The 23508-nt window shown below is 39.1% G+C and carries 20 protein-coding genes, 14 tRNA genes and 1 rRNA gene; 25 read left to right on the top strand and 10 right to left on the bottom strand.

All coding sequences use genetic code 11. The features are described from left to right. The first annotated feature begins 199 nt into the window (after positions 1-199). From rrf to ACW2QC_RS19065, 15 genes are all read left to right on the top strand, one after another. Positions 200-315 (top strand): 5S ribosomal RNA (rrf, locus tag ACW2QC_RS19135). Between the two features lie 24 nt (positions 316-339). Next, a tRNA-Asn gene (locus ACW2QC_RS19130) sits at positions 340-414 on the top strand. A gap of 1 nt (position 415) precedes the next feature. Then, positions 416-507 (top strand) — tRNA-Ser (locus ACW2QC_RS19125). A gap of 15 nt (positions 508-522) precedes the next feature. Continuing rightward, positions 523-597 (top strand) — tRNA-Glu (locus tag ACW2QC_RS19120). Between the two features lie 82 nt (positions 598-679). Then, a tRNA-Val gene (locus ACW2QC_RS19115) sits at positions 680-755 on the top strand. Between the two features lie 27 nt (positions 756-782). Further along, a tRNA-Met gene (locus tag ACW2QC_RS19110) sits at positions 783-859 on the top strand. 15 nt (positions 860-874) lie between these two features. Then, positions 875-951, top strand: a tRNA-Asp gene (locus ACW2QC_RS19105). Positions 952-972: 21 nt separating this feature from the next. Then, positions 973-1048, top strand: a tRNA-Phe gene (locus tag ACW2QC_RS19100). A gap of 18 nt (positions 1049-1066) precedes the next feature. Beyond that, a tRNA-Tyr gene (locus ACW2QC_RS19095) sits at positions 1067-1151 on the top strand. A gap of 21 nt (positions 1152-1172) precedes the next feature. After that, positions 1173-1246: transfer RNA gene (locus tag ACW2QC_RS19090), tRNA-Trp, on the top strand. 10 nt (positions 1247-1256) lie between these two features. Further along, a tRNA-His gene (locus ACW2QC_RS19085) sits at positions 1257-1332 on the top strand. Between the two features lie 25 nt (positions 1333-1357). Continuing rightward, positions 1358-1432: transfer RNA gene (locus tag ACW2QC_RS19080), tRNA-Gln, on the top strand. Between the two features lie 5 nt (positions 1433-1437). After that, positions 1438-1512: transfer RNA gene (locus ACW2QC_RS19075), tRNA-Gly, on the top strand. A gap of 12 nt (positions 1513-1524) precedes the next feature. Then, positions 1525-1598 (top strand) — tRNA-Cys (locus tag ACW2QC_RS19070). Between the two features lie 7 nt (positions 1599-1605). Continuing rightward, a tRNA-Leu gene (locus ACW2QC_RS19065) sits at positions 1606-1687 on the top strand. Between the two features lie 505 nt (positions 1688-2192). Here ACW2QC_RS19065 and ACW2QC_RS19060 read toward each other — a convergent pair. Continuing rightward, positions 2193-3494 carry an acyl-CoA thioester hydrolase/BAAT C-terminal domain-containing protein gene (locus ACW2QC_RS19060; protein WP_457545529.1) on the bottom strand — a complete coding sequence of 434 codons (1302 nt, stop codon included), beginning with the start codon at positions 3492-3494 and terminating at the stop codon, positions 2193-2195. Positions 3495-3678: 184 nt separating this feature from the next. Here ACW2QC_RS19060 and ACW2QC_RS19055 point away from each other — a divergent pair, with 184 nt between their 5' ends. Further along, positions 3679-3927, top strand: a complete 249-nt coding sequence (locus ACW2QC_RS19055) for a GNAT family N-acetyltransferase (RefSeq protein ID WP_457545530.1) — start codon at positions 3679-3681, stop codon at positions 3925-3927. An 89-nt stretch (positions 3928-4016) separates the two neighbouring features. Here ACW2QC_RS19055 and ACW2QC_RS19050 read toward each other — a convergent pair whose 3' ends face one another. Next, the gene (locus ACW2QC_RS19050; protein ID WP_457545528.1) at positions 4017-5033 is read right to left on the bottom strand and encodes a serine hydrolase domain-containing protein; all 1017 of its coding nucleotides are present in this window, start codon (positions 5031-5033) and stop codon (positions 4017-4019) included. A 326-nt stretch (positions 5034-5359) separates the two neighbouring features. Here ACW2QC_RS19050 and ACW2QC_RS19045 point away from each other — a divergent pair, with 326 nt between their 5' ends. Together ACW2QC_RS19045 and ACW2QC_RS19040 are read left to right on the top strand one after the other, a co-directional pair. Further along, positions 5360-6394 (top strand): ABC transporter permease, encoded by a 1035-nt coding sequence (locus tag ACW2QC_RS19045; protein WP_457545527.1) that lies wholly within the window; start codon positions 5360-5362, stop codon positions 6392-6394. A gap of 1 nt (position 6395) precedes the next feature. After that, positions 6396-7079 (top strand): ABC transporter ATP-binding protein, encoded by a 684-nt coding sequence (locus ACW2QC_RS19040; RefSeq protein WP_457545526.1) that lies wholly within the window; start codon positions 6396-6398, stop codon positions 7077-7079. 125 nt (positions 7080-7204) lie between these two features. On the opposite strand, the gene ACW2QC_RS19035 is transcribed toward ACW2QC_RS19040, so the two are convergent. The 3 genes from ACW2QC_RS19035 to ACW2QC_RS19025 form a co-directional block, all read right to left on the bottom strand. After that, complete coding sequence (locus tag ACW2QC_RS19035) at positions 7205-9130, bottom strand: vWA domain-containing protein (protein ID WP_457545525.1); 1926 nt, start codon at positions 9128-9130, stop codon at positions 7205-7207. A gap of 234 nt (positions 9131-9364) precedes the next feature. Beyond that, the gene (locus ACW2QC_RS19030; RefSeq protein WP_457545524.1) at positions 9365-10237 is read right to left on the bottom strand and encodes an ATP-binding protein; all 873 of its coding nucleotides are present in this window, start codon (positions 10235-10237) and stop codon (positions 9365-9367) included. A gap of 181 nt (positions 10238-10418) precedes the next feature. Further along, on the bottom strand, positions 10419-10979 hold the full coding sequence (locus ACW2QC_RS19025) for a hypothetical protein (protein ID WP_457545523.1): 561 nt from the start codon (positions 10977-10979) through the stop codon (positions 10419-10421). A gap of 163 nt (positions 10980-11142) precedes the next feature. Here ACW2QC_RS19025 and ACW2QC_RS19020 point away from each other — a divergent pair, with 163 nt between their 5' ends. Next, the gene (locus ACW2QC_RS19020; RefSeq protein ID WP_457545522.1) at positions 11143-11760 is read left to right on the top strand and encodes a hypothetical protein; all 618 of its coding nucleotides are present in this window, start codon (positions 11143-11145) and stop codon (positions 11758-11760) included. Positions 11761-12056: 296 nt separating this feature from the next. Here the strand turns inward: ACW2QC_RS19020 and ACW2QC_RS19015 are convergent, their stop codons facing one another. Continuing rightward, a complete protein-coding gene (locus tag ACW2QC_RS19015; protein WP_457545521.1) occupies positions 12057-12746 on the bottom strand; it encodes a hypothetical protein in 690 nt (229 codons plus the stop codon). A 295-nt stretch (positions 12747-13041) separates the two neighbouring features. Between ACW2QC_RS19015 and ACW2QC_RS19010 the strand changes: the two genes are divergently transcribed. From ACW2QC_RS19010 to ACW2QC_RS19000, 3 genes are all read left to right on the top strand, one after another. Continuing rightward, positions 13042-14712, top strand: a complete 1671-nt coding sequence (locus ACW2QC_RS19010; RefSeq protein ID WP_457545520.1) for a DUF2207 domain-containing protein — start codon at positions 13042-13044, stop codon at positions 14710-14712. 430 nt (positions 14713-15142) lie between these two features. Continuing rightward, entirely contained in the window at positions 15143-15319 is a 177-nt protein-coding gene (locus tag ACW2QC_RS19005) for a hypothetical protein (RefSeq protein WP_457545519.1), read from the top strand. 459 nt (positions 15320-15778) lie between these two features. After that, positions 15779-15985: a hypothetical protein gene (locus ACW2QC_RS19000; RefSeq protein ID WP_457545518.1), complete on the top strand. Its 207-nt coding sequence runs from the start codon at positions 15779-15781 to the stop codon at positions 15983-15985. Between the two features lie 190 nt (positions 15986-16175). Here the strand turns inward: ACW2QC_RS19000 and ACW2QC_RS18995 are convergent, their stop codons facing one another. The 4 genes from ACW2QC_RS18995 to ACW2QC_RS18980 form a co-directional block, all read right to left on the bottom strand. Further along, entirely contained in the window at positions 16176-16946 is a 771-nt protein-coding gene (locus tag ACW2QC_RS18995; protein ID WP_457545517.1) for an SDR family NAD(P)-dependent oxidoreductase, read from the bottom strand. Positions 16947-17188: 242 nt separating this feature from the next. Then, entirely contained in the window at positions 17189-18430 is a 1242-nt protein-coding gene (locus ACW2QC_RS18990; RefSeq protein WP_457545516.1) for an aminopeptidase, read from the bottom strand. A gap of 202 nt (positions 18431-18632) precedes the next feature. Continuing rightward, positions 18633-19412 carry a SurA N-terminal domain-containing protein gene (locus tag ACW2QC_RS18985; protein ID WP_457545515.1) on the bottom strand — a complete coding sequence of 260 codons (780 nt, stop codon included), beginning with the start codon at positions 19410-19412 and terminating at the stop codon, positions 18633-18635. A 429-nt stretch (positions 19413-19841) separates the two neighbouring features. After that, positions 19842-20174 (bottom strand): hypothetical protein, encoded by a 333-nt coding sequence (locus ACW2QC_RS18980; protein ID WP_457545514.1) that lies wholly within the window; start codon positions 20172-20174, stop codon positions 19842-19844. A 267-nt stretch (positions 20175-20441) separates the two neighbouring features. On the opposite strand from ACW2QC_RS18980, the gene ACW2QC_RS18975 reads away from it, so the two are divergent. From ACW2QC_RS18975 to ACW2QC_RS18965, 3 genes are all read left to right on the top strand, one after another. Beyond that, positions 20442-20600, top strand: coding sequence for a hypothetical protein (locus ACW2QC_RS18975; protein WP_457545513.1), 159 nt, complete (start codon positions 20442-20444; stop codon positions 20598-20600). A 98-nt stretch (positions 20601-20698) separates the two neighbouring features. Beyond that, positions 20699-21646, top strand: a complete 948-nt coding sequence (locus ACW2QC_RS18970; RefSeq protein WP_457545512.1) for an aldo/keto reductase — start codon at positions 20699-20701, stop codon at positions 21644-21646. Between the two features lie 347 nt (positions 21647-21993). Then, positions 21994-22713 (top strand): 3-ketoacyl-ACP reductase, encoded by a 720-nt coding sequence (locus ACW2QC_RS18965; RefSeq protein WP_457545511.1) that lies wholly within the window; start codon positions 21994-21996, stop codon positions 22711-22713. Positions 22714-23508 lie beyond the last annotated feature (795 nt).

Raw genomic sequence — 23508 nt, 5'->3', positions numbered from 1 at the left:
TTTTATTGATTCGTTGTTTGAAAACCTCTTATTTAGCTTTTAGGGTATAAACCTTATACATATTTCAAGTTTTTACTTGATTTTTTATGGGAATAGATTATAATATTGGTTGTCACTAATTTTATTGGCATCACTTGGATTGATGGTTTAAGAAACTTATGTTAAACTTATTTACGTCCTATAAACAATAACATGAAGGTCTGGTAGCAATAGCGGAGAGGTCACACCTGTTCCCATGCCGAACACAGCAGTTAAGCTCTCCAGCGCCGATGGTAGTTGGGGCATTGCCCCTGCAAGAGTAGGACGTCGCCAGGCAAGTTTCATTCCACATTGGATTATTCCACAGTAGCTCAGTGGTAGAGCTATCGGCTGTTAACCGATCGGTCGTAGGTTCGAATCCTACCTGTGGAGCCATGGAGAGCTGTCCGAGTGGCCGAAGGAGCACGATTGGAAATCGTGTAGGCCGCTATCGCGGCCTCGAGGGTTCGAATCCCTCGCTCTCCGCCACTTTTTAAATAAACTGGCCCGTTGGTCAAGTGGTTAAGACACCGCCCTTTCACGGCGGTAACACGGGTTCGAGTCCCGTACGGGTCACCACTAAATTTAATGGATAGTAGGGAAAGCATGTTAAATTCGCGACAACAATCGCCAACACATGCATTAGCATATCCTGTGCGTCGGAGGATTAGCTCAGCTGGGAGAGCACCTGCCTTACAAGCAGGGGGTCGCAGGTTCGAGCCCTGCATCCTCCACCATTAATAAAATAGTGTTTTTATTCATATCGCGGGGTGGAGCAGTCTGGTAGCTCGTTGGGCTCATAACCCAAAGGTCGTAGGTTCAAATCCTGCCCCCGCAACCAAAATTAAAATTTCATGGTCTGGTAGTTCAGCTGGTTAGAATGCCTGCCTGTCACGCAGGAGGTCGCGGGTTCGAGTCCCGTCCAGACCGCCACTTAATAATTTAATACATAAAGGCTCTGTAGCTCAGTCGGTAGAGCAACGGACTGAAAATCCGTGTGTCGGCGGTTCGATTCCGTCCGGAGCCACCATTTTTATTCCAATAATATGGAGGGGTAGCGAAGTGGCTAAACGCGGCGGACTGTAAATCCGCTCCCTCTGGGTTCGGCAGTTCGAATCTGCCCCCCTCCACCATCTTATTTTTTCAACTTAAGTAGGGGTATAGTTTAATGGTAAAACGAAGGTCTCCAAAACCTTTGATGTGGGTTCGATTCCTACTACCCCTGCCATTATATCATGGCGGTCGTGGCGAAGTGGTTAACGCACCGGATTGTGGCTCCGGCACGCGTGGGTTCGATCCCCACCGGTCGCCCCATTATTTAGTATTTGTTTAAAAAGTTTGGGCTATAGCCAAGCGGTAAGGCAGCGGGTTTTGATCCCGTCATTCCCAGGTTCGAATCCTGGTAGCCCAGCCATTTATGCGGAAGTAGTTCAGTGGTAGAACACCACCTTGCCAAGGTGGGGGTCGCGGGTTCGAATCCCGTCTTCCGCTCCATTACTACTTTTCGGCGGCATAGCCAAGTGGTAAGGCAGAGGTCTGCAAAACCTTTATCACCGGTTCAAATCCGGTTGCCGCCTCCAGACACATGCCAGTGTGGCGGAATTGGCAGACGCGCACGACTCAAAATCGTGTTCCTTCGGGAGTGCCGGTTCGACCCCGGCCACTGGTATCATAAGAGCTGATCTGACGACGTTCATACGGAATTAATCCGTATGAACGTCGTTTTTTTGCATTAAATGTTCGTAAAGGTTGTATATCGAAACGAAATTAGCGGTTTATCTTATTCAGAGTAATCATGTTTACGAAGAAGCTGACATCAAAAAGTAGTTTAGTTGGGGAAGCAAAAGCCGCAATTGAAATAATAAATAAATACCAATCTAATAAGGGGTGCCGAGATAGCTGAAGAGATGATTAATACTGTTCATTCAGTGAATACAAGACTATTTAAAGGTTCAATTAAATGCGTGGGTGTAGCTTTGAAATAAAGAAATAAAGTTTGATCAAAAATATCTCGTAGCCCCATAATTTACGTTAAATTAAAAGAATTTGTTTTGAAAAATGATGAACACTTACGGATGTAAAATTCCACAATCGGACCCGTATGCTTAGGATTAAATTATCTGGATTTGCTACTTGTTAATTGCAAGCAAGTGTTAGCTGTGTAAATTATCTTATTAAGTTGGGTCTTTTAATGTCTCGTTTAAAAATTGAACTGTTTGTTTCCATGAATCGTTCGCTGCTATCGCATTATCTTCTTTTGTTCCTCCAAAAATCATTCTCATATGAAATTGCGAGTTACCTGTGATCTGAGGGAGGTTGGGAAGGTTACCCGGAAATGGAGAAAAGTGTCCAGCATTTTCATAATAGATGAACTTATGCTTGCTTTTATACTCGTGATTTTGTAGACATCTCTCCATCCGTTTCGTGAAAAATACGGCAGGTTGGACATGGTCATCCTCACCAGCAAAAAACATCATTGGTGCCTTAATATTTTCAATAGATATTGCTGTTTCCTTTAATTGTTGTTCATCTTGTATATTATGGTTTATCACATCCAAACCCGAATAAGGTTTTCCAAGAATCCAATGTTTAAAAAAGGAAAATGTATCTCGTTTTGTGCGCTGGGCCCGAAGATAGGGAAGGGGTGCATTTTTATATGTCCATGCTGGTTTGTCCACTGGCTGCATATTGATAAGCCCGGGAAAAACAACTGCACTCGGGGCAACAGCAATTACCGAATTTATGTTAGGAAAAAGACTAGCATATAGTAACGCGAGTTCGGATCCTCGGGAGAAGCCGATGATGCCATAGCGTTTTTGATCAACCTGTGATAAGCCCTTTAAATATTGAAATGCATGGTCTACATACTCAAGCGGAATATTCACAATCCCTTTCGGTAAACCCTTTCGTCCGAAATAGGCTAGGGCTAATACAACGTATCCCTCACTTGCGAGCAAGGCAGCAGAAGATTCGTGTACTCCTGCATCTGATCCACCTACAATAACAACAGCAGGTAACGAATGAGCATTTTCGGGATAGAATAATGTCCCAAACATCGCATCATCATTCAATATTTTTTTAACAATGTTTTTTTTATAAAACGTTCGAGTAACTTGTTCCGAAGCTAATAATTCGCCATTATCATAAACTTCAATATTAATCACTAACGGATCCGGACTGTGTTTGATAAACATTCGATCTTTCTTAGACTGCATTGACCAGAATAATCCTAGTACATCAATGCCTTTGTAGTTACCTTCTATCGGTGAGTGTATATTTAAATCAATAAGACCGTTTTTATCAGATATATATGTTGCTTCAGAAGTAAATGTCTCTTGACGGTCGTCTTTAGTAGAAGCTTTAATAACAATTTGCCGTGATGGTTCGGTGGTATAGATTTGAAAAGAAATAGGTTCATCTGTTTTCGATTCCGTTGGCGTAATGTTAACTTTTATACGTTTATGAATTTGCGTCATTTTCACAGTTCCCCCTAACAACTTTTAATTGATTATTACGTTTATTCAACAAAATGGCCTGCTTGCTGAATTGAAAAAATTCAGCATATCAGCACGTATTAAACTTTATTTCAAAGTCACAGTGGGTTCCTAAGGAAGAAAAGCGCTATAAAGTAGAAATTTAGAGGGATAACTTAACCAGAATATCACGTACGTTACTAAAATAAACAAAATGATTGCTGGATTTAGTAACCTAACACATGGTGACCATCTCAATAGACTTTATGATCATAAAAATTATCATGGAAAAGGAATAGCTCGGTCTTGGTTGGAAGTTGGAAAAATTGAGTTAGAAGCAAAAAATAGAACTTCAAGCACGAATGCAAGTATTACTGCGGAGCCTTTTTTGAAAAACAAGGTTACACACCATATTCGAACAAAATGTAGAACGTAAGGACGTTACGTTGATAAATTATCATATTTAGACAACACTAACTTAATTTGATACGAATGAATAGGGAGCCAACAACAGCTCCCTATTCATTATTTTAACATTTCCTGTATTTCCGTTATAACCTCATATGCACCATCTGATTTGTTTGAACAGACCACAATATGCAACGATGTTTCCGGATAAAATACGGCACGAAAGTTAACTCCTGGATCATAACCCATTAATATATACTTTACAACGTGATCTTGATCCATTTGCATGTATAGCCCATATCCATAAAAAATATCTCCTTCAACATGGGATTTTGGAGCCAACAGTTTGTCAGTCATTTCTTTATTCAAAAGTTTATAATTGAATAAGCTTTCCCAGCACGTAACCATATCTTTTGCCGTTACATAAGCACCTCCATCCGATCCACCTTTTGCGGGGATGGAGTATATATTTGTTTTGTATCCGCCATCAGGTTGTTCGACATAACCTTGAGCAACTCTTTCAGGTAGGGAGTCCATTTCAAAATAGCCAGAATCATTCATGTAGGCTTTCTTAAAGATGAACTGTTCTACGTAATCACTAAAATTGTCGCCAGTCACTTGTTCAACAATTAATCCAAGGACAATGTATCCGGCGTTATTATAATGAAAGCACGTCCCCGCTGGCGATTTCATCTTTTTGTTTTGGAAGAATGGTAGAAAATCATGTAAGTTTCTCATCTGATACATCGGTTTTTGCAGCCATAGCTCTTCATAATCATCCATTTCTTCCTCATCAAAATAATCCGGTATACCTGATGTATGGCTAAGCAAATGGTAAATGGTGATGTTTTCATCAAAATAAGGAAAGTCTACAGCAAGACAATCTTTTAATCTTGTACCAAATGAAAGCTTTCCCTGTTCAACAAGCTGACAAATAGCAATTGCTGTAAAAATCTTGCACCCAGATGCAATCCCGTATCTTGTATTTTCTTGGTTGGTAATCTTCTCAGCACGATTCGAATAGCCATAACTTTTCGTGAAAACGGAATCCTTCACTTTTGCATATACAGTTCCAGAAAAGTTAACCTCTTTTTGTATTCCATTGAATTTGTTTATTAAATTTTTGAATTTCATATAGATTCTCTCTCCCTCATTATCTTTTTACTGTGTACTTTTTGAAAAAGATAATGATTAGAGCGTTCAGATTTGACGGATTGTAATCATTTTGAAAATCCCCTCCCATATCAAAGAATAACATAGATATTAGAATATTACAATAAATATTCGCAGGCATTATTTTGGTTAAGTTTCAACATCGTAGTCTTGTTTTTTAGATGAATTAATGAAGTACGGTTCAGACATTGTTAAGGGTATGTGTGAAAATGTAATTACCTGTTCATTTTCTGTTCATATAAGAGTTATAGACTAGGATTGTAGATCAGATATTGGAGGAATTGAAGATGAACCTTGCGTGGAAGGAAATGAAAAAGAATAAAATAAGATTTTTAATTTTAGGTTCAATTGTTTTTTTAATTAGCCTATTAACGTTTATTATTTCGGGTTTGGCGAATGGATTATCCCAAGATAATGCTGCATTAATTAAAGATTTACCAGACGGGGAATTTTATATGGATACAGATGCAGACGAAACCTATAATCTGTCGAGAATCGATAGCAGTACCCAAGAAAAATTGTTAAATAAACGGAATGATGCTGTAGCACTGTCGATTCAAATGGGCTTTTTGAATGATGAGAATGGCAAGCAACATAGTGTCTCATTTGTCACTTCAACCGATTCAAAGCTATTTAAGGATGTCAGTGCCGGGGAAGTGATATTAGATCGTTCAATGAAGGATAAAGGTTTAAAAGTTGGAGATATTTTAACAAACAATCAATTTGGTGGTGAATTTACTGTAAAAGGTTTTGTTGACCAAAAGAAGTTCAGCCATGCCCCAGTTGCCTATATTAGTAAAAAGGATTACAAAGAAATTTATGGAACAGATAAAATGCAATTGATTTTTGCACCTGGAAAGGATAAGGCATCAGAAGTGGCTGGATTACAGTCATTTTCCAAGAAGGAATTTCTCAATACGATACCAAGTTATAGTGCGGAGCAAATGTCCCTTAATATGATTGTCTGGTTTTTAGTTGTGATTAGTGGAATGTTGTTTGCAATTTTTTTCTATATGATGAACGTCCAGAAAATTGGATTGTACGGCATATTAAAAGCAATTGGATTGAAAACTAGTGCCTTATTCAAAATGATGTGGACACAAATGCTATTTATTACCGTAATAGCACTTGGTTTATCTGTTGCACTCAGTCAAGGATTTAATATGATTGCACCTGAAGGGATGCCTTTTAGTTTAACTTTTGAAACAACAACACAATTGTCGGTTGTCTTTTTAATTATTGGATTTATCGGAGCTACACTCTCGGGATTACAAACGAAAAAAGTTGAACCATTACAAGCAATACAACAAGGAGAGGTTTAACATGGAATTTTTTACAATAGACGAAGTGAAAAAGGCGTTCACTAATGGTGAAGTGAAGGAAGAAATACTAAAAGGAATCAATCTTACCCTTGAAAAAGGGGGGATAACAGCATTAGTAGGTGCATCAGGATCTGGTAAAAGCACATTGTTAACCATTGCTGCAGGACTTCAACCCGCATCAAATGGTCGGGTTATATTTGAAGGAAAAAATGTAAGTGATATGAACCAAGAGCAGATTCGGAAAATAAGGGCAAGTAAATTTGGGTTTGTCTTCCAGTTTGCACATCTTGTTCCTTTTCTGACAGTAGAAGAACAACTTAAGTTAATGCTGAATGTTTCGGAATCCAAATTAACGAAACATGATCAAAATAAAGAAATTGATAAAATTCTAGGTTTTGTTGAAATGGAACATCGAAAAAATGCTTATCCACCTTCATTGTCTGGTGGGGAAAAACAGAGGGTTGCAATTGCTCGGGCAATTATTCATAAACCTAAAGTTCTTTTTGCAGACGAACCTACTGCAAGTTTGGATTCAAAAAAGTCTAAAGATGTTATGTTGCTAATTCAGGAATTAACGAAAACACTTAACATTACTTCCCTAATGGTTACCCATGATGAGGAAATGCTTGTTTATGCTGATCATATCGTTAAAATGGGTGATGGGTTAATTTTGCAAAATGATTGAGTTTCGTGCTTAGTCTTGAGGATGGGGTTTAAAATTATATACGTATTCATTATACAGCCCTACCATCTTGTGTAGGGCTGTTTCTTTGTATTCGGTTTAAATATCTTGAGTAACCGACACCACACCTAAATCACCTTCATCAACAAGCGCTTCAACAACGGTGCAAACTGCTCAGGCAGCTCAGCGACACTTGGGACCATTAGACGTTCTTTCCCATATATGTTCTTCATCGTTGCATCCTCATGTTCATCAATCTCGCCATCTGCCAAAAACATGCCGATGACGTCAATCCCTTTTTTACGCGCCTCAGCCACCGCAACATTCGTATCGATAATCCCATTTTGATCATATCCTGAAGCTGCTGGTTCACCATCGGAAAAGACGAGCAGGAACTTGTTCTTTTCTCTTCTGGCTACTAACTCTTTTGTGATGACGCGGATGCTAAAGCCGTCCCGATTATCTTCCTCCGGCTCCAGTTGCATGATGTTGGCTCCGTCGTTTTGATAAAAAGAATCGATATAGGAATGGATCCGGTGAAAATAATTCGGCTGATAGTTTTCCTTTACCTCATTGGCATCTTCCCAAAATCCGATGATGGAGTGGGGGATTTTTAATTGATTTAATACTTCGTGAAATAATACAATTCCTCGTTTGGTTTCATCCATTTTATTGTGCATCGAGGCGGAACAGTCGACAAGTAAAGTGAATACCGCATCAATGTCACTTGACTCCTGGCTTTTTTTATAAAATACGCGGGGGTTCTCATCGATGACAAGCGGTAATAATTTTTTTGATAGTCTTCCATTGACTAAATCTTTTCGTGGTGCATTCTTTTTGTGTTCGATTGTTTTTTCAATGGTTGCTGCAAGCTTCCGTTTGAATGGCTCGATCTCACGGACGTATTGCCGATATAACTCCATATCAGCTTCGGACGGCATTTCTGCATTTTTTTCGATTGCGACAGCATGTTTATTTTCCACACCATAAATATTTTCGCCTCCGCTTGCTTCCTTTCCTTGCTTCTCCTCCTGTTTTTCCAGCGATTCTAGATCGGAATAGTCGTTCCGTTTACTTTTTCCAGAAGTGCCTTGAACGCTACCCATTGCTTGATCCGCGTCCTCGGTTTCTCGTGCGCCACCACCACGGATGTTTGTTTTCGTACCAACATCTAGTTCAAATTGGAGAAAGTTTTGTTTCCGATCACTATTTTGATTTTCTCGGTGCCAAGTGGAAAAAGGCTGATCAAAATACTCGCTGTTTTCTTCATCTACTTCTTCTATGTCATTGTTTGCCAGTTCATCGGTCCGGGTTAATTCATCAAATAACGTATTCCTTGTGTAGGACTCGATATGGGAAATGGGAAACGTAAAATAATCGTTCATCATGTCCTTATACTGCTCTGTTAGTGAAGATACGATTTGTTGTGCAATCTGTACGATATCTGCTGACTTTTTTGCTTCATAACTGGCGTAAAGTAATGGCTTGAGTCTTTCTAAATGTTCAAGCTGTACGTTATTTGCCTGAGGAAAATCAGGGTCAGGTTGATCGGTTTGCAATAATAGGTAGATCAGGCAAAATAGTTCATCCAGTGCATAGCTTTTTGTTACGTTTGTGGCTAATTGCGTTGTAAAATAGTGTTTTAGATAGTTGGTACGGATGGAAAAATCCCGTTTTGTCCCTGGTCTGACCCGTTTGATAATTTCCTCCAACCGAATATCTTCCAGTAACGTTACAAGTTGGATCCCGAATTTAGGCAACTTGGATTCGCCCATATCTTCCAAATATGTTTTCATGGACGGAATATGCGTTTGATTTAATGTCCCGATCGTTCGCAAAAAGACATCCGTTTTATAGCCGGGTTCCTTAATTTCAAGTTTATCCATATCCCAAATCTTACTGCCTGTCACTTTATGATCGATGATATCGATAGACGATCCGTACGTGTATTCAAAAGCTAAATCAGCGTTTCCGGATAACACTGTAGTTAGGTCTTGTAGTTGCAGAAAAAGATTCGTATCGATGTTTGTATCAATCCACCGGTTACCCTTCATCCAGCATGCTCCTTTCTAAAATAGGTTGTTCAAAAAGTCGGGTAAAAATGACACATCGAATTTCTTCGTTAGCTTGCTTTTCCGTTCCTCACGGGCTAAGGAACTTCTGCTAAAACCGCCCACGTCCTGTGGGCAACGCAGAAGTCACCACATCCTATGGAAGCCCGTTCCGGTACTCAAAGCTACGCTGCCTCGAACTTCTCGGTCCTTTTTATCCTCCTTTTTGAACACGCACTAAAATAGGGTGTCTGCTATATTGTTCACAAATTCTCGTTCGCGCTCTTCCTCTAGTTTATCTGCGATTGCCCGAATAACAGCGCGTTTCGCGGGAATTACCGTACTTAAATCACAAGCATCAAGCAATGCCCGGATCGATGCGGCATCTTCGGACAGTTTTCCCTGATATACAGCTTGAATGAGATCAGCGGACAATTTGGCAAAAAGATCAATGGTCGTTTTATTTGTTAGCCTTGTGTTCGTTTGGATCAACTGTTTGAGCTGTTCCCCTTCCAAATATGGAACATCAATAACGATGAAGCGATTTTTCAACGCCTCATTCAGTGGAACGGTACCAACATAGCCTTCGTTAATCGCCGCAATCACATTAAAACCTGCTTCTGCTGTCATGATTTCATTCGTAAACGGATTGGTAACCGTTCTTCGGTAGTCCAGCACCCCATTAATAAGTGGCAATGTCTCCGGTTTGGCCATATTTATTTCATCAATATATAAAAACGTTCCATGGTTCATGGCATTCGTTACGGGTCCCGGGACAAATTCAATCACTTGCTTTTGATCTTCATATGCTAACGTTTTAAAACCCATCAAGCTTTCCGCGTCGAGATCCACGGAACAATTGACATTGAACATCGGCTGCTGGAATAAATTAGACAGCGTTTCTGCAAATTTCGTCTTCCCAGCGCCAGTCGGTCCTTTTAATAAAATATTTTTGCCCATGCTTAAAGCGGTAATGGCATCGATGACTAGATCGATATGTGGTGGGACATAGCCGCCTTGGCGAATGAGGTTTTGCAATGTATCATCATTTCGTTTTGTTGCTTGTAAAAGTTCATTTATATTTTCAGGTAGGTCATAGTTTGTGTTCATTGATAGACTCCTTTCACAATGATCATTGTAAAGGTTGTGGGGTGGGAAGGCAAAGGATGCGAAGGGGAGGTGGGGTGGATATTGTTCTTGCAAATCATTAGCGAGTTATCAGCACCTTTGGATTCTAGAAATTGGGATGATAACTCGCTTATGAAAAAATTTTCGATATTACTGGTCTGGATTAATATTTTGACTGATAGCTCCCATCCTGATAAACCTTATATATTCCCGCTGTTCCTGAGCCCCCATCTTCCACCATCGACTTTGAAACAAGTTTTACCGTATAGTAAGATCCTTTATCATCTTGCTCTAACGTTCCACCCATATCATCGAATACGATATCGTCATTGTCCATTTCCAATTGCTGTTTTAGGTATTTAATAGCAGAACTTCCGGATGAGATATGTATATCATTCGTTTCGGTGGTTTGGGAATTTGAAGTTGTTTCTGCATTTTGATCATTTGTATCATTATCTACTGAACTATCATTCGTATTGTTTTCTGTAGATGTGGATTGACTAGTAGAATCAGGCTCGTTATTATCTTCCTCAGCTTGACTAGTATCCGTAGTTGAATCATCTTTGTCACGATCATCGTTATTCTCCCAAGCTGAACTATCACTTTCTAAGGATTGTGAATCAACACTTTCATTTTCAGCCGAACTTGCGGATGAGGAATCGTCACTGCATCCAGCAACAATAATGAAAAGTACTGGAATTAATAGTAGAATAATGCGTTTCATGAAAAATACTCCTTTTTATTTTTCATACTATATGGAAGAAACAGAGTAGTCAATGAAGTCTTCTTATATAACTGGAATCGCATCTTTGGTGTACGATATAATGGTAACAAAATCGGCTTTGAATAGAATCTACAAAACGATTCCATGAGAGGAGGAGCTATTAATGGATGTTTGGTATGTGAGCTATGGTTCGAATATTTGTGAGGACCGCTTTCTTTGCTATATTTTTGGTGATACCCCAAATGGTTCATCAACGAAGGAATGGGGATGTACGGATAAAACTGCACCAAAAAGAAGTGCAAAGGCGGAATTGCCATATCCACTGTATTTTGCCAAAGAACGTAGCAAATGGGGCGATGGTGGGGTTGCTTTTATTGGGGATATCCCGGTTGAAAAGGAACGAACGTTGGCAAGGAAATATTTGATTACATCCGAACAATTCTCAGAAGTCGTCGCACAAGAAAATAATCAGCCAGGCTTGCAGGTCGATTTGCAGCAGGTGATTCGAATGGGTAAACAAATGGTAACGGACGGCTGGTATGGATCAATTGTCTATCTTGGCGAGGAAGATGGATTTCCAATGTTTACATTTACAGCGAACACACCGATGGATCACACAATAGTTAACAAACCATCAGCAGCCTATTTATCGATGATCGCAAGGGGCTTGAAGGAACTGGGGTTAACTGAAGGTGAAATAGTTTCCTATTTTCTTGGGAAAGGCGGTATTGCGGGGCAGTTTACAGCTGCGACGTTAGCGGCATATATTGAAGAAGAATGAATGGAGTGATTGAATTCCCTTTTCTTCATGTACTCATATTTAACTATTTTACACTTCATTTGTATAAAAAGAATTGGCGGGATTATATAGCATCAAATAATCCTGCTACTTCCCGCTTTCTGATTAATTGGATTCCTCCTGCTATTTTCCACAATTGAGAGGAGAGCTTTTCCTTGGGCAGGTCGTGTATGAATGGAGGAAAGTCGCGCACGGTCCGAGGAAAGACGTTCACGAAGCCAAGCAGATCGTGCACATACCAGAGGAAGCCGTGCACGAAGCCGGGTAGGTCATGCACTCTACGGGGCAAGTATAATATCTCCAATCTCATCGGGAACAATTTGTAAATGATCCGGACTCCAGAACCACACATCCCCATCAAATTGTAATGTAAATTGATAGCTAATTGGTTTATCGTGGTAGAATACCATATGGTACATGACAGGATCTCCTTCTGATATGTCCGGGGTAAAGTCATTGCTTGTTTTTCCTTCATCAAGCAACTGAATCAATCTGTCTATTTCTTTTTCTCCTGATATAGCATGAAGCGGTTTTGGATTGGTATAGCCTTCGTAAATTTCGATCTTCTCGATGGTGTCTTTGTTCATATGTTGATAATTCCAGTTAGCTTTCGAGTCCTCATTCTGATAGATTTTGTACCCGTTAATCTCATGCTCATCACGTACAGCAAGAAGGTTTGGCATATCTTTTACCTGATATAATTTTGTTCCCTTTTTCAAAAATGCTGCATCCCCATCCTTAGGCTTATAGCTTGGATTGGAAATATTTTCATCAACTTGAAAATCCACTTGCCCGATTTCAGCACCAATGAAACGGCTGTCCGCAATTTTCACCGTATGAAGACTCTGATATTGTTCACCATCAATGTTTACAAAATCAACCCAATCGATGACTACTTCAGAAGTGTCAGAGTTTATATCACAGGCCACTAGACTTAGTAAAGTCAGAAGAAAGAATAATTTTCTCATTCTATCAATCCTCCTCAATTTTCTGTTTGCAACCCTGTCCTGGGAAGTAATACATTTCACATGGCTAAAAACAGATTTCACATCTTACGCAAATTATATTCATCGACAATGTAACTATTGGCCTCAAAATGAAAAATAATGTATACGAATTTATCCCGATTCTGTTCTAATAACTTATGGCTATCGTAGCATAAATAATGATTGATCCGTGTACAAAAACAACAGGCTAACGACCCAACGCCATGAAACTTATTCACATCCCTTTACGTATAAATGAATGGAAAGGGGTTTCGCCATGAAAAAATTACTCGCACTTATTCTATTAGTTGCTTCGATTACAATTTTTCCACTAACAACACATGCAATGGAATATTCCATTGAACATATGAAAATTGATGCATTTTTACAGGAGGATGGAACGGTAGATGTGACCGAAAAGCAAACGTACACCTTTGATGGTGAGTTTAATGGTATAACAAGGACATTGATTCCTAAAGAGGATACACAAATTATTAACGTGAAGGCGACGGAGGATGGAGAAAATTTAAAAGTAGAACAGGACGAAAATGAATATAAAATTTATCGCAAGGGGAAGGATGACCGGATTACCATCGACGTAAGTTATACGATCAAAAATGGCGTCCAGCTCTATTCCGATGTGGGGCAATTTAGTTGGCCATTTTTTGATGAAGGCAATGAATCGGATTATGGGCAGTTCGATGTATACGTTCACCCGCCGAAATCAACAGATGATGTGATTGCATTTGGCGATGAAGAGGCGTTTGGGACAGCAAAAACAAAAGAGAATGGCGTTGTGCATTTTGTGATGGGGGAGGTGCCAGCAGGATCAAACGGCAATATTCATGTTGCCTATGATGCAGCGCTTTTTCCAAGTGCAACAATGACAAAAGAAAAACCGATGCGGGATGAGATCTTGCAGGCAAAAACAGAGCTGCAAGAAAAACAGGCTGCCTTTGAGGAGCGGAAAAGCTTTTTAGAAAATCTGGCTCCATATATTGTTGGCATCTTTGCGTTTTATTTCCTTATCATCTGCTTTTCTGCATGGCGGAAGAAACACGCAATAGACATGGAAATCGAGCGACGAATTCCAACTGTATCCTTCATACCGAAAGCAGAGATGAGCATACCCGCGACAATATCCTTTATGAATTCGGGAATTATAGGGGCAGAAGGACTGACGGTAGCGCTAATGGATTTGGTTCGAAAAGGGTATGTGAAACGGGAAGATGAGAATACATTCCATGTTGTGCATCGCAATACGGACCACGATCATGAAAGTGATTTGATCCATTGGTTGTTTGATACGATTGGGCAAAATGAAGTATTTCACCTAAAGGATCTCGAAGCATACACCAAAAGTGAAACCAACCATTCTAAATATCAAAAAGATTATGAAGCATGGAAAGAAGCGGTACAAGAAGAAGTTAAGGGTTATCACTTATTTGAGAAAAAGACAAAAAAGCGTGTATGGATTGGTCTATCAAGCATTCCTTTAGTACCAGCAGCTATATTGTTTGGGATCCATGAATTGTATATGTGGATGATCTTCTCAGGCCTGCTATCCTTTGGGTTAATCGTATTTGCAATATTATATCGACCAAAAACGATGAAAGGCGTAGAAATTAGTCATCAATGGAAGGACTTTAAAGAGAAATACAAGAAAATGGATGTTGATGAATGGAATGAGCAAATGGATGATGACCAGAAACGTGCTTTCATCTACGGGATTGGGACGAATGATTGGCGAATCAAGAAGAAAAATGAGCAACTATTTGCGGCCAGTCCCAGTAATTCTGATATGTTGCTGTTCATGTTGATAGCAACATCCGCCAGTAACAACTTTGATCAGGCGAACAATACGGTATCTGCCTCCTCCTCAACCGGCGGCACTCCAGGCGGAGGAGCTGGTGTTGGTGGAGGTGGCGGTGGATCAGGCGCGTTTTGATTGTTTATAAAAAACACTGTAGGGGGAAGTTCTTACAGTGTTTTTTCTGGTGCAATGCAGGGGTTATCCGTCCTATTTATTTAAAAGGCTTTTTCAGCGATTTGAAAGTGTCAAAGAAAGCTTTGTTGGTAACCAAGTCGAATTGTTTCTCCTTTATCCTGATGATTGTCAGTCGTTAGGTAACATAATATAGGTGCCAATGGAGAGTACTGCTGTCCAAATAAAGCGTAACTTTTAGTCTACGAAAGTTAATTAACTTAATTTCCATAAATTTTATAAATTAAATTACTTTTTTGAAAAATGATTTAACTATGACGTTTAATGGTGTATAATGTATTTGGAGCTACTAAACTACTAATTTTTGGAGGGATTTTTATGAGTTTCTACAAAATTAATAGTTGGAATGGCGCTAGTTGTAGGTGCTGTTCTTGTGTCGAGTTCACCAGTCTTTGCAGAAGAGAATACGACAGAAGACGGTATGGAACATGTGAATAAACTTCAAGGATACGTTGATATTGAGAATGCAGAAACAACCATGAGCGAAGTTTTAACTTTTGATGAAGTTGTTGAAGGTATTGCAAAAGATAACAACATATCAAAAAAGTAGGCGAAGACCCAGGTTATTTCAAGTTTTACAAGTGATAAATCCCGAAAGTCATCTGTTTCACCTTACGCAGCCCATATCGAACATTAACATCTTATTTTACTGTTACATCAACCTATGAACCTGGTGTGAAATATTATGTTCAAACAGATGAAGGTGGAGGTAGTTTCAGGGCGATTAAGAAAATCTTAAACGTGACGATGAATAGATATTCGAATGGAAAATCAAAACAATTTTCAGGCAATGTTTATACTCATCTACAAAATCCAAATAGAATTTATTACACAGTAGATGGGGATTTTTATAATAATGGTACAACAACAGTAAACGGGAGCGTCAATATTGGTGTTGGACAAATCGCTAATGTGAATTTTAGTGTTTCCTATTCATCTAACCATTATAAATATGTCTGGACCGACGGGTACTATAATTTCTAACCCAGAATAACACAGGAGGATTATTATGAAAAATAACTCACTAATAGCTTTTTTTATTAATTTGATAATAGGTGTAATAATCATAGTAGCTCCGGTAATTATTACAGGTCGTTTTTATAACGAAAATGAAGTCATGGGTTCTTTACTTGTTAGTGAGTTTGTAATGCGAACTACAGCATTGATTATTGGGTTATTGGTAATATATGATTCAATTAAAAGGTATTTTAAATAGTAGTAAAAAGGCTGCTTAGTGTTAAGCAGCCTTTTTAGATGAATTAAGATGAGATTAAAAAAATAAAAAATATTAAGGTTTAAAGCAACTACTGCATGATATTGTGATTTAAAAACACTAGTTCAATATCTAAGCTAGAAAGGGATTTTAAATAAACAAGCTAATAAAAGGTAGAATTTATTTTTTGGATTTAGTTTGCCCCCATACCACCGTCAACGCGGTATTGTGCGCCGGTGATGAATTTGCTGTCATCGGATGCAAGGAATAGGACAAGATTAGCGATGTCCTCTGTTTCGCCATATCGAGCGAGTGGAATGCTACTAGTTTGTTCTTCCTTTGCATTTTCCGGATCATTTGGATTTTGCCCTTTCTCGATGGATCGCATCATTCGTGTATTTACGGGTGCGGGGTGAATGGAGTTAACACGTACACCTTTATCTGCTACTTCAACGGCAGCTGATTTGGATAACCCAACAATCGCGTGTTTTGAGGCAACATATGGTGAAAGTCCTGGGAAACCACCAAGACCTGCAACGGAAGAAGTGTTAATGACACTACCGCTTTTCTGCTCCGACATGACGGGCAATACGTGCTTGAGGCCAAGAAAAACACCCTGGGCATTAACGGTCATGACTTTCTGGAAATCTTCCAATTTCTGTTCGGCCATTGGGGCAACTTCACCTTCAATACCCGCATTGTTGAAGAATATATCAATCGACCCAAATTTATCTGTCGCTTCTTTTACATATGATTTCACTTCTGCTTCATCTGTAACGTTTGCCTTTGCAACTGCAACTTCACCAAGTTCCTGTAAGTTTGCTTTGGCCTTATTCAAGGCATCCTGGTTCATATCGACAAGCAGCACATTTGCACCTTCTTTTAAAAATAATTCTGCTGTTTTTTGACCGATACCACCAGCACCACCAGTGATTACTGCTGTTTTTCCATCTAACTTAGCCATCTTGTATTACTTCCCTTCAAAGAATGATTTAAGCATGTGGAAAATTACTATCTCTAGTAACTATTACCTATATATGTCTATTCCTGTTGCATAATAGGTAAAACATGAAATGTGTGAATTACGTAGTCGGAAAATATTTTGGGGAGAAACCGAGGCTTTTCTTGGGTTGAAAAAATCCGCCCATCATCAATAACACTGACGAGCGGATATTGCTTTTGTTCACAGGTCCGATAAGACAAACCCTAAATCGCCCAATCCCCATTACGGAAGATCGGAACAACCGAGCCATCCTGTTTGATGCCGTCAATGTCCATCTGGTCGGAGCCAATCATGAAATCAACATGGGTGGTGGAAACATTCATGCCGTGCTTCAGTAACTCTTCTTCGCTCATTTTTGTCCCGCCTTGAATTGTTGTCGGGTAGGCTGCACCGATTGCTAGATGATTGGAGGCATTTTCGTCAAATAGTGTTTCAAAGAAAGTAATGCCTGATTGGGAAATAGGGGATGGATCTGGAACGAGCGCAACTTCACCTAGACCTGTTGCACCTTCGTTATCATTAACCAATTTCTTAATCGTTTCATCGCCCTTTTCAGCAGAAATATCTACAATTTTGCCATCTTCAAAGTGTACTTCAATGCCTTCAATTAACGTACCAGCATAACTTAGTGGTTTGGTACTACGAACGACACCATCCATACGATGTGTATCAGGCGCAGTGAAGACTTCTTCCGTCGGCATGTTGGCAATAAATTCGACACCATCTGGATTGTAGCTTTCCGCACTTGCCCAAATATGGTTCTTTGGCAAACCTAACGTTAAATCCGTTCCAGGTGCTGTGTAGTGTAGTTTATCAAATTGGATGTCATTTAATGTTGTCGCTTTTTCCTTCAGTGTTTCTTTATGTTCATCCCAGACAGCAACAGGATCATCATGATAGATACGACACGTTTTGAAAATTTGATCCCATAAGGCATCGACTTGTTCCTCAGAAGTTGCTAGATCAGGGAAGACACTTTTTGCCCAGCCAGCACCAGCCGCAGCAGCAACGGTCCATTTTAAGTCGTCATTTTGTGTTGCAATGCGCTGTGCTTTGAATGCTTTTCCAGCCACTTTTTGAAATGCAGCAACTTTAGTAGGATCAATTTCATTTAATAGGCTTGGATCACTGGATAAAATGGATAGACGACAGACGTGATGATTCAATACATGGTCTTCGGATTCTTCAATTTCGTATTTTGGAATGTTGGTCAATAATTCTTCAGACTGATGTATGTAATGCTCTTTCGTGATTTCGTCATCAGACCATTTCACGATCACTTTTTCAGCCCCTAGCGCATAAGCTTCTTTCGTGACCAAACGAGCGAGTGGAGCTTGATCAACCGCAATGGTCATTTTTACCCAATCGCCAGCTTGAACATTGATACCTTTGGCGACCAAAAGCTTGGCATATTTTTGCAAGTTTTCATTAAAGTTGGGTAGCATGGGTTTTCCCTCCTAATTTATTGGTTGTGACGATATTAGTATAGTGAAAGCGATTTCCAAATGCAACTATACCTTTCCGGCAGAAAGTGTTGCAGTAGCCATTCAAGTGAACAAGTTTAACCATAACATTTCTAGTCTAGCACACAGAGAGAATCGTCTCATAAACAAAAAAACCGGGCCTTATTCGGACCCGGTTTTCCTATTACAAGTTTTTCGTGATATCTGCATCCTCTTGAAGCTCTTTGACAAGTGTTTGATATGTTTCTGATTCCTTTTCAGATTTAACTTGTTCGATAAGCTTTGGCTTCATTTCGTCAAAGGATGGGATTTCTTGTTCTTCGCCATCTTTTTCACCCACTTGTTCTAGCTGGGCTGTATATTCATCATAAATTTTTTGTAACTCTTCTTTGGTTGGATCAACGTCACCAGTTTCACTAGCAATGAGCTTGTTTACTTTTACTTGTGTTTCAACCTGAGACATTACGTCCTCTTTCGGCATCCCTTGTTTTTCTAATGCAGCAAAGAAGTCATCCTGTGATTCAAGTCCATTTTGTTCTACCAAACTATCTAGTGTTTCATTAACAGCATCCTCTGAAGCATCAAAGCCACTGTTTTCAGCTTCTTGGATAACAAGTTCCTGACCAATTAAACCGTCTGTAATCTGCTCTTTTAATTGATCTTGATCAACTTCTTGTCCACTCATCTGTGCTTGCATTGCAGCCTGTTGAAATTGTCCTTCGTATGTGGCTGCAAACTCTTCCTTTGATATTTCTTTTCCATTAACTTCTGCAACGACATCAGGAATGTCTTCTAGGTCAGGTTCGGGCATTTTCGCCTCAGTACCATCCTCCGGCGACGCTTGCTCCTGTGTTTCTGATTCTTCTTTTTTATCTTCAGCTGAGTCATCACCGTTGTCACTACATGCAGCCATTACAAATACGATCAGTAAGAAGGATAAACTTAACAACCATTTTTTACTCATTATCATTCTCCCTTCATTAAGTAGTGGCCATTGTAAACAAATTAGAATTGGTTGTAAAGCCCTCGGTTATACGGACAAAAGCATGATTTCACACTTTTGTAATATGCTTATTCGTTGTCATGAAAGGATTACAACAAACGTATAGTTAACGATTTCATTAAATGTGGAAAAAGTATATAAAAACTGTGGGAAGTCCGATAACATTTTACATGGTGACTTTATTATTAAATTTAGAACTCATGAAAAATGGCTTCCCGCTCGTTGTCATTAAAGTAGAAAGTCGGATAGGTACTACGAATCTCTGGATAAAGCACATACTCAAAAAGATTGTGATGGTTTTATTCGATTAGTTGCTAGTTATGTATTTAAGTGTAATAAAATAAACGGACTATAAGAAATAGCTTCCCCGCCTTTTCGTTTTTACAAATGCTATTCTCCTAAAAATTGTATATCTTCGTTCGATATGGGCTGATTGTTAATCCTTAATCGCTTGTCTTGAATTGCTTCCATATTTATTTTTCCGTTTACGAATACCTTTTCCGGCAGAATACATGGGATTTCATACCCGACAGGCTTTCCTTCGTGATCGTAAAACAAATACCCTTCTTTTTCATCATATATAAAGGAGTTGATTTTCATATTTGGCGTGATGAATAACGTTATCTTTTCATTGTCATTCCACATTACTTTTACGAGGATTTTTTTCTTCATTTTCTTTTCTACTAAAGCTTTCAAAGTACTTAACGAAATGGCTGCTTCCATTGTTTTACCTCCCAGCGTTCCGTTCTTTCAGCATCCAGCTAGTGCTCGACTTATTTTTTCTAGTATCTAGATAATTACTATACTTACTGTCGCGATTAAATGTCAATTTCACGCTTGATATTTTTCCCATATAACTGAAGATATATTTTTGGGCTTGAGGTTCGCCTTCAGCACATAGGACGGTAATTTTGTTCGTAATGATACATTTTATAAAAACCAAAGGGCAAATTATATATTATTCTGTATGATATTGGAGGGAACATAGACGTGGATAAAGAAGAAAGACTTAATGAAGAAGCGGCATTAAATAATAATTTGGATTCTTCAACTTTACAAATGAATGATGATATCACAAAACAACATCAAAAACCTAAGGCAGATAAAAGTGATAAGCAGAAAAGGGCTGACAAGCAAGACCAATCATGAGGGTTGGTCTTGCTTCTCTCATATTTATTACATACGATGTACCATTTTATGATAATAGAGAAAAATGATAAAATATACTTGAGAGGTGGGGTTTAAAAGTGAATTATGTTCAACTAAAAAACGATAAGATTCCTCCGATTGCATTAGGAACCTGGTCTTGGGGAAGCGGAGCAAATGGCGGAGATGCCGTTTTTGGCAATAATCTTACAGATGAGGATCTCAAGCCTGTTTTTGAAGCGGCTATGAATGGGGGATTCAATTTGTGGGATACTGCCGCAGTGTATGGAATGGGTGCTTCTGAATCTATTTTAGGGAATTTTATCAAGAACCGAAACGATGTGTTGATTTCAACAAAGTTTACTCCAGGTGCTCAAGACGCAATGGAGGAATCCCTTACACGAAGTTTAGATCGATTGGGCGTGGATCATGCCGATATCTACTGGATTCATAACCCGAAAGATGTAACAAAATGGACAGCTGAACTTATCCCATTAATGAAAAATGGACTAGTAAAACATGCGGGTGTTTCGAATCATAACTTGGAAGAAATAAAGTTGGCTGCTTCCATTCTTGAAAAGGAAGGCTTAGAACTATCAGCCGTACAAAACCATTACAGTTTACTTTATCGCTCATCGGAAGACGCCGGGATTGTAGAATGGTGCAATCACCATAATGTCTTATTCTTTTCATATATGGTTTTGGAGCAAGGTGCGTTAACGGGAAAATATACCGCTCAAAATCCTTTTAAAACTGGGACTAGAAGGGGAGACGCGTTTAATTCTGAAGTTCTAGAAAAGTTGACCCCATTAATAAATGATATGGAAAAATTAGGTGAAAACCATCGTGTTGATCCTGCACAAATTGCAATAGCCTGGGCCATCGCAAAAGGAACTGTGCCGATTATCGGTGTTACCAAATCGAAACATATCGATGGCGCATTATCAGCTGCTGATGTTGCTTTATCCAACCAAGAAATAAAAGACTTAGAAGCGTCAGCAAAGGCAACAGGTGTTGAAATCAAGGGAGCTTGGGAAAAAAGTATGTAATAGCGGCCCATTTATGGTGTAATCCTTCCAAATGAATTGGGAGGATTATTTTTGTAAGCATATCATTGGTGTCATCCACAAAAAAGGGTTAAGGACAATTTCGGACTATAAGTGCATGTTCAAAAGGAGGATAAAAAGGACCGAGAAGTTTAAGGCGGTGTAGCTTTGAGTACCGGAACGTATGCAATTAATACGTGAGGAACGGAAAAGCAAGCCAACGAAGAAATTCGATGTGTCATTTTTACCGGACTTTTTGAACAACCTCTATAAGGAACTGGATTTTTAAGGAACTAACATGACTATGCTATAGTTGTTGTAACGAAATAGAAAAGAAAGGATGTTCAAGCATGCAATCATTACAGGGGAAAAAAGCATTGATTACAGGTGGAAGCAGGGGAATTGGACGAGCTACGGCATTAGAACTTGCAAAAGAAGGCGTGGAATTAGGCTTAATTGCCAGATCAGAAGAAAGCTTTGGCACGATCCAAACTGAATTGACTGAATTAGGTGCAACGTTTGTAACAGCTGCAGCAGATGTAGCAGACGAAGCGGAAGTTCAACAGGCAGTTGACAAAATCGAACAACAACTAGGCTCCATCGATATTCTCATCAACAACGCAGGGATTGGAGCACGCGGATCATTTTTAGAACTCACAACTGAAACATGGAAGAATGTACTTGATACGAACGTAATGGGAATGGTGTACGTTACAAAAGCGGTCTTGCCGGGCATGATCAAGCGAAACCGTGGCGACATTATCAATATCTCCTCTATGTCCGGATTGAAAGGAACAGAAGGATCAAGCGCTTATAGTGCATCAAAATTTGCTGTTATCGGCCTAAGTGAGTCGTTGATGCAAGAAGTTCGGCGCAATAATATTCGCGTAAGTGTGTTCACACCAAGCCTTGTCGAAACAGACTTTACACGGGGAAAGAATTTCAATCAGCCAGATCCAGAAAAATTTACCCAACCAGAAGACTTGGCTGAATATATGACCAGTCTGCTTAAACTTGAACAACGCTCGTTTATTAAGACGTCGGCTATTTGGGCGACGAATCCATTTTAGGGTTTTTATGAAGTGGGGGAAAGGTGATATGGGACAGGTTGTTTACCAACGATCTGTTCCATTTTGCTTCGCTGCCCCTGCACCCACGGAAAAATACCTTAGCTCCTGGGCGATACAGGAGGCCTTCATGTAATAATTTCTATTAATTTGCTCAACAAAATCTTTTTATTCATTTGTTACTAATTGCCTCTACGTTATAGGTAATCATACCGATATATCAAGGTTTAGATATACCTATCCGCAATTGCCACTGCAAATTTCTTTTGATATGTTTAAACCTACATATTTAGTGGTATCATGTATATTACAAGCTCCTTTTCGTATTGTAGCTCTGCTTTGGTATTTTGGTGTAATTCAAGATTACCAAATTAACCTACGTTTTGCGATCAAGGGGCTAGTTTCGTTCATGATAACACCAATAACATAGAAAGGTATATTTTGGTTATCATTTGCCTCTCACTTACTTTTGAGCATTATCCTTTATATTCCCTGAAGAGGGGGTCTTTGACGGAAAATGATAAATGAACTTTAAATGAGTGGAAAACAAAGGATGATAAATTTTTCTAATAAAATGGTTATAATTGGTGAGTGTTGTGGTATTGCGCTAGTTGTCTACTTTGTGCTAAATTATATATCTACCACAACAACTGAAGGAAATTAAGGAATTTCAAAAAGATGGTTGACTTCAAGTTTAATAACGTGGTAAGATATTTCTTGTCGCTTTAAGAAGTGACTTTGATCGAAAATAAATCAGTAAAAAAGTTATTGACGCAGACGAAATAGTTTGCTATAGTT

The organism is Virgibacillus sp. FSP13, from assembly GCF_054048505.1.
This window is presented reverse-complemented; position numbering and strand designations above follow the sequence as displayed.

Coding starts and splice junctions, on each gene's coding strand:
- ACW2QC_RS19060 (WP_457545529.1), bottom strand. CDS start 3,494: ATGACGCAAATTCATAAACGTATAAAAGTTAACATTACGCCAACGGAA.
- ACW2QC_RS19050 (WP_457545528.1), bottom strand. CDS start 5,033: ATGAAATTCAAAAATTTAATAAACAAATTCAATGGAATACAAAAAGAG.
- ACW2QC_RS19045 (WP_457545527.1), top strand. CDS start 5,360: ATGAACCTTGCGTGGAAGGAAATGAAAAAGAATAAAATAAGATTTTTA.
- ACW2QC_RS19040 (WP_457545526.1), top strand. CDS start 6,396: ATGGAATTTTTTACAATAGACGAAGTGAAAAAGGCGTTCACTAATGGT.
- ACW2QC_RS19035 (WP_457545525.1), bottom strand. CDS start 9,130: ATGAAGGGTAACCGGTGGATTGATACAAACATCGATACGAATCTTTTT.
- ACW2QC_RS19030 (WP_457545524.1), bottom strand. CDS start 10,237: ATGAACACAAACTATGACCTACCTGAAAATATAAATGAACTTTTACAA.
- ACW2QC_RS19025 (WP_457545523.1), bottom strand. CDS start 10,979: ATGAAACGCATTATTCTACTATTAATTCCAGTACTTTTCATTATTGTT.
- ACW2QC_RS19020 (WP_457545522.1), top strand. CDS start 11,143: ATGGATGTTTGGTATGTGAGCTATGGTTCGAATATTTGTGAGGACCGC.
- ACW2QC_RS19015 (WP_457545521.1), bottom strand. CDS start 12,746: ATGAGAAAATTATTCTTTCTTCTGACTTTACTAAGTCTAGTGGCCTGT.
- ACW2QC_RS19010 (WP_457545520.1), top strand. CDS start 13,042: ATGAAAAAATTACTCGCACTTATTCTATTAGTTGCTTCGATTACAATT.
- ACW2QC_RS19000 (WP_457545518.1), top strand. CDS start 15,779: ATGAAAAATAACTCACTAATAGCTTTTTTTATTAATTTGATAATAGGT.
- ACW2QC_RS18995 (WP_457545517.1), bottom strand. CDS start 16,946: ATGGCTAAGTTAGATGGAAAAACAGCAGTAATCACTGGTGGTGCTGGT.
- ACW2QC_RS18990 (WP_457545516.1), bottom strand. CDS start 18,430: ATGCTACCCAACTTTAATGAAAACTTGCAAAAATATGCCAAGCTTTTG.
- ACW2QC_RS18985 (WP_457545515.1), bottom strand. CDS start 19,412: ATGAGTAAAAAATGGTTGTTAAGTTTATCCTTCTTACTGATCGTATTT.
- ACW2QC_RS18980 (WP_457545514.1), bottom strand. CDS start 20,174: ATGGAAGCAGCCATTTCGTTAAGTACTTTGAAAGCTTTAGTAGAAAAG.
- ACW2QC_RS18965 (WP_457545511.1), top strand. CDS start 21,994: ATGCAATCATTACAGGGGAAAAAAGCATTGATTACAGGTGGAAGCAGG.